The following is a 4,065-nucleotide window of genomic DNA, read 5'->3' as shown; positions in this document are numbered from 1 at the left end:
CCTGTGGGGCGAGACCGTTAATCTCGCCGCACGTATTCAAACGTCAGCGGATCCCGATGAAATCCGTATCTCGGATGCAACTCGCAAACTGCTTGGACCAAATTTTGCTTGCGACCCACTCGAGGAAACGGAATTGCGTGGTACAGGTCGTGTGCGAATGTGGCGGCTCCCGGCCTGATTTGCCGGTTGGCAGTGCCGACGCTGGAGCGCATTGCAGCTCAAGCAACATCGTAGTTTCGTATGTCCGCAGAGGCGCAGTCGACCACCGAGCGGGGTCGCGTCCCCATAGGTGGTGTGGCTCGGCGGTAGCGACGCCGCTCGCGAGCGCGCCCTCGATAGCGCTGTAGCGAGCGAGCGGCTTTGCCGTGGTCCATCGACAATTCGCCGGTAAGGTCGGGTTGCTGACACCAACCTCGAAGGAACCATCGATGACCGATGGCATGATGAACCTGCGCGCTCGTGGAGAAGCCTCCAGATTCCGACCTTTTGCGCGAGATGATTGGCTTGCCGCCGGGCGGCTGATGGAGTTGGAGGTTGGTGGCCGCCACCGGGGCCGCCTATGGCGAGAAGAACCCGTTGCGCACGGCCCAGCGCAACGCTATCGCGAGCGCGACTGGGAGACGCGCGCCGGTTGCAACGCCATGTAAGCAAAAGGCGCCCCGAAAGGCGCCTCTTAATCGCTTGATTCCCCGTGGGAAACTGGAGCGGGTGAAGCGATTCGAACGCTCGACCCCAACCTTGGCAAGGTTGTGCTCTACCCCTGAGCTACACCCGCTCGCGCGGCTTTTGGGCCGCAAGCCGCGCCTATATGGCTGAAGGGCGCGGCGATTGCAACAGGGGAATCGCAGGTTTTTTGGCCGCACCCGGCGACGTAACCGAGCCTTCCGTGGCGTGTATCGCACGGAATTCAGCGCGTCGCCGCGCAACGGTCTTGTCTCGGCCGCGTCATTGGCCGTAAACGGCATGATCCAAACCGAGACAGCAAGAAGTCCGACAAGAAACAACATGCCGAAAACCGAAGCCGAGCTTTTTGCCTTTCTCACCGATCTCGGGATCCAGGTCTCGACCTTGCGCCATCCGCCGCTGTTCACGGTCGCCGATTCGCAGGCGCTGCGTGGAGAAATTGCCGGCGGGCACACCAAGAACCTGTTCCTCAAGGACAAGAAGGACAATTTCTTCCTGGTCAGCGTCGATGAGGAGGCGGTGGTCGATCTCAAGCAGATCCATCATGCCATCGGCGCCGCCGGGCGCGTTTCCTTCGGCAAGCCGGAGATGCTGATGGAGCTTCTCGGCGTCGTACCGGGCGCGGTCACGGTGTTCGGCGTGATCAACGATACGGAGTTGCGGGTCAAGGTCGTTCTCGACCAGGAGTTGATGCGCCATGCGGCCATCAATGCTCATCCGCTGACCAATGAGGCAACGACCTCGATCGCCGCTGCCGACCTCGTCAAATTCGTCGAGGCAACTGGGCATGATCCTGTTATCTTGAAAGTCACGGGATGATCGCCACATGGATGACGATAAACCGATTTCTGAGTGAGAATAAAGGACGTTGCGCCGGGCCGGTGGCCGGCGGCGCGACCGAAAGGGCGACGAGATGAGCGACAACAATCAATTTGGCGGCCCATTTGGCAGCAATGGCGGACAGTATGCCACCACAGTGCAGTATGGCGGCACTGAGGCCACTCCCGCGAGAGTCGCGCTTGGCGAGCCGCCTGTCACCGTCGACGTCATCAAGGATACGACGACCGCCACATTTGCCGCCGATGTCATCCAGGAATCGCGGCGTCAGCCGGTGCTGGTCGATTTCTGGGCGCCATGGTGCGGGCCCTGCAAGCAACTGACGCCGCTGCTGGAAAAGGCGATCACCGCCGCCGGCGGCAAGGTCAAGCTGGTCAAGATGAACATCGACGACCATCCTTCGATCGCCGGCCAGCTTGGTATCCAGTCGATACCGGCGGTCATCGCCTTTAGGGATGGCCAGCCGGTCGACGGCTTCATGGGCGCCATTCCGGAGAGCCAGATCGCCGCGTTCATCCAGAAGGTCGGCGGCAAGAACAATGGTGCGCCGCAGGTGGCCGAGGCGCTTGCCGCGGCCGCCGAGGCGCGCGCCGCCGGCGATGTGCAGACCGCGGCGGACATCTACGACGCCGTCCTGGAACAGGCGCCGGACACGATCGAGGCGATTGCCGGGCTTGGCGATCTGCTGTTCGAGGCCGGCGATGCCGAGGGCGCCGAAGCGGTGCTGGCGCGGGCCCCGGAAGCCAAGAAGGATGCTCCGCCACTCGCCGCCGTACGCGCCAAGATGGCGCTTGCCGCGCAGGCAGCAGCACTTGGCAATCCGGCCGAACTCCAGCGGCGCCTGGCGGAGAACCCCGGGGACCACCAGGCACGTTTCGATCTTGCGATGGTCCAGAACGCCAACGGCGAGCGCATGGCCGCGGCCGACAATCTGCTGGCGATCGTCAAGGCTGATCGCTCGTGGAACGACGACGGCGCCAAGACGCAGTTGCTGCAGTTCTTCGAGGCATGGGGCATGACCGACGAGGCAACGCTGGCGGCGCGGCGCAAATTGTCGTCGCTGCTGTTTTCCTGAACGCGCATAAAGCTGTTTTTTCCTGATGGCCTTGCGATCGACGACGGCTGCGCCAGATTAGGAGGCCTGACCGATCCGTTCTTCGCTTCGTGACGATTACGCGTCAGGTTGCGATGGGATGGGCGGGCTTCATGCGCTTCTTGAGGGAGCGACCGGAGGCTTGAAGTGCAGGCGGGAAACGCGCATTACCGACTCGATACGGATTTGCCGTCGACGGTGCCGATCTTCCCGCTCGAAGGCGCATTGCTGCTGCCGGGCGGCCGCATGCCGCTCAACATTTTTGAGCCGCGCTATCTTGAGATGGTGGATGAGGCGATCGCCGGATCGCGGCTGATCGGCGTTATACAGCCCAGCCTCGACGGTGCACGGCGTGGCGACGGCGAGCCGGAACTCTGCAATGTCGGCTGCGCCGGACGTATCATCGCACTTTCCGAGAGCGGCGATGGCCGCTACCTGATTTCGCTGCAAGGTGTGTGCCGGTTCCGCATCGTGCAGGAGCTTGCGGTCAAAACGCCCTTCCGCCAGTGCCGGTTTGCGCCCTTTCTCACGGATCTCGACGAAGATCAGGCAGAGGCCGAGATCGACCGGCCAGCGCTGCTCAAGGCATTTCGCGCCTATTTGCAGGCCAACGATCTTGAAGCCGACTGGGAAAGCGTCAGCCGCGCCGAAAATGCCATGCTGGTCAATGCGCTGTCGATGATGGCTCCCTACGGGCCAGCCGAGAAACAGGCGCTGCTCGAAGCCGCGGACCTGAAGACACGCGCCGAAACGCTGATCGCCATCACCGAAATGGCGCTGGCACGTGAGAACGAGGATTTCGGGTCGAGCCTGCAATAGGGGGCTTTTCCTTCTCCCTTGTGTGAGAAGGAAGATTGGCGCAGCGCCAAGACGGTTGAGGGGTGCTGGACGGAGCGCCGTTGGTGCCAAGCTGGAACACCCCTCATCCGTCTCCTTCGGCGACACCTTCTCCCACAAGGGGAGAAGGGAGAGCCGCGCGAAACCTAAAGTGACCCCAGAGAAGGACAGACCGAATGGTGGATGGGCGTGATGGAAAGAAGGCCAATGTCGACCCCAAACTGCTGGAATTGCTGGCCTGCCCGCTGACCAAGGGCCCGCTTAGCTGGGATCCGGAGCGAGGCGAGCTCATCTCGAGGGTCGCACGGCTTGCCTATCCGGTGCGTGACGGCATCCCGATCATGCTGCCTTCGGAGGCGCGCTCGCTCCCCTTCGAGGACGGATTGCCGCCGCGTCTGGGCGGACCGTCCTGAACGGTGTAAGGCCTATTGAAAATTGCGCCCTTTGGGCATGACCTTCTCCGCCTTTCCCGACAGCGCCACGAGATCCCGCTGGACCGGCGCGGCTTGTGGGGCATGTGCGTCTGCAACGCCCTCTTCGCGGTTGTCATTCTCCATGCGCCCACTGGCCGAAGGCTCATTGACAGGCTGGCCGGTGCCGGCCTCCTCCAAAAG

At 62.6% G+C, this 4,065-nt stretch carries 6 protein-coding genes, 1 tRNA gene and 1 pseudogene; 6 read left to right on the top strand and 2 right to left on the bottom strand.

All coding sequences use genetic code 11. From position 1 onward, the window contains the following. The first annotated feature begins 1 nt into the window (after position 1). Together EOA86_RS25280 and EOA86_RS25275 are read left to right on the top strand one after the other, a co-directional pair. On the top strand, positions 2-178 hold the full coding sequence (locus tag EOA86_RS25280; protein WP_281035696.1) for an adenylate/guanylate cyclase domain-containing protein: 177 nt from the start codon (positions 2-4) through the stop codon (positions 176-178). 250 nt (positions 179-428) lie between these two features. Beyond that, positions 429-632: pseudogene (locus EOA86_RS25275) on the top strand (transposase); the annotation flags it as partial. A gap of 68 nt (positions 633-700) precedes the next feature. Here the strand turns inward: EOA86_RS25275 and EOA86_RS25270 are convergent. After that, positions 701-775, bottom strand: a tRNA-Gly gene (locus EOA86_RS25270). A gap of 230 nt (positions 776-1,005) precedes the next feature. Between EOA86_RS25270 and EOA86_RS25265 the strand changes: the two genes are divergently transcribed. From EOA86_RS25265 to EOA86_RS25250, 4 genes are all read left to right on the top strand, one after another. Further along, positions 1,006-1,503 (top strand): prolyl-tRNA synthetase associated domain-containing protein, encoded by a 498-nt coding sequence (locus EOA86_RS25265; RefSeq protein WP_128344170.1) that lies wholly within the window; start codon positions 1,006-1,008, stop codon positions 1,501-1,503. Positions 1,504-1,597: 94 nt separating this feature from the next. Then, complete coding sequence (gene trxA / locus EOA86_RS25260) at positions 1,598-2,596, top strand: thioredoxin (RefSeq protein ID WP_128344168.1); 999 nt, start codon at positions 1,598-1,600, stop codon at positions 2,594-2,596. Between the two features lie 165 nt (positions 2,597-2,761). Beyond that, complete coding sequence (locus EOA86_RS25255) at positions 2,762-3,433, top strand: LON peptidase substrate-binding domain-containing protein (RefSeq protein WP_029349515.1); 672 nt, start codon at positions 2,762-2,764, stop codon at positions 3,431-3,433. Positions 3,434-3,627: 194 nt separating this feature from the next. Beyond that, positions 3,628-3,864: a Trm112 family protein gene (locus tag EOA86_RS25250; RefSeq protein ID WP_065007323.1), complete on the top strand. Its 237-nt coding sequence runs from the start codon at positions 3,628-3,630 to the stop codon at positions 3,862-3,864. Between the two features lie 12 nt (positions 3,865-3,876). On the opposite strand, the gene EOA86_RS39580 is transcribed toward EOA86_RS25250, so the two are convergent. After that, the coding region (locus EOA86_RS39580) for a hypothetical protein (RefSeq protein WP_206630128.1) at positions 3,877-4,065 on the bottom strand (189 nt) is incomplete at its 5' end.

Source organism: Mesorhizobium sp. M5C.F.Ca.IN.020.32.2.1 (genome assembly GCF_004023105.1).
Lineage (GTDB): Bacteria > Pseudomonadota > Alphaproteobacteria > Rhizobiales > Rhizobiaceae > Mesorhizobium > Mesorhizobium wenxiniae.
This window is presented reverse-complemented; position numbering and strand designations above follow the sequence as displayed.

Excerpts from the sequence above, each read along its gene's own strand:
- EOA86_RS25265 (WP_128344170.1), top strand. The coding sequence starts at position 1,006 with ATGCCGAAAACCGAAGCCGAGCTTTTTGCCTTTCTCACCGATCTCGGG.
- trxA (WP_128344168.1), top strand. The coding sequence starts at position 1,598 with ATGAGCGACAACAATCAATTTGGCGGCCCATTTGGCAGCAATGGCGGA.
- EOA86_RS25250 (WP_065007323.1), top strand. The coding sequence starts at position 3,628 with ATGGTGGATGGGCGTGATGGAAAGAAGGCCAATGTCGACCCCAAACTG.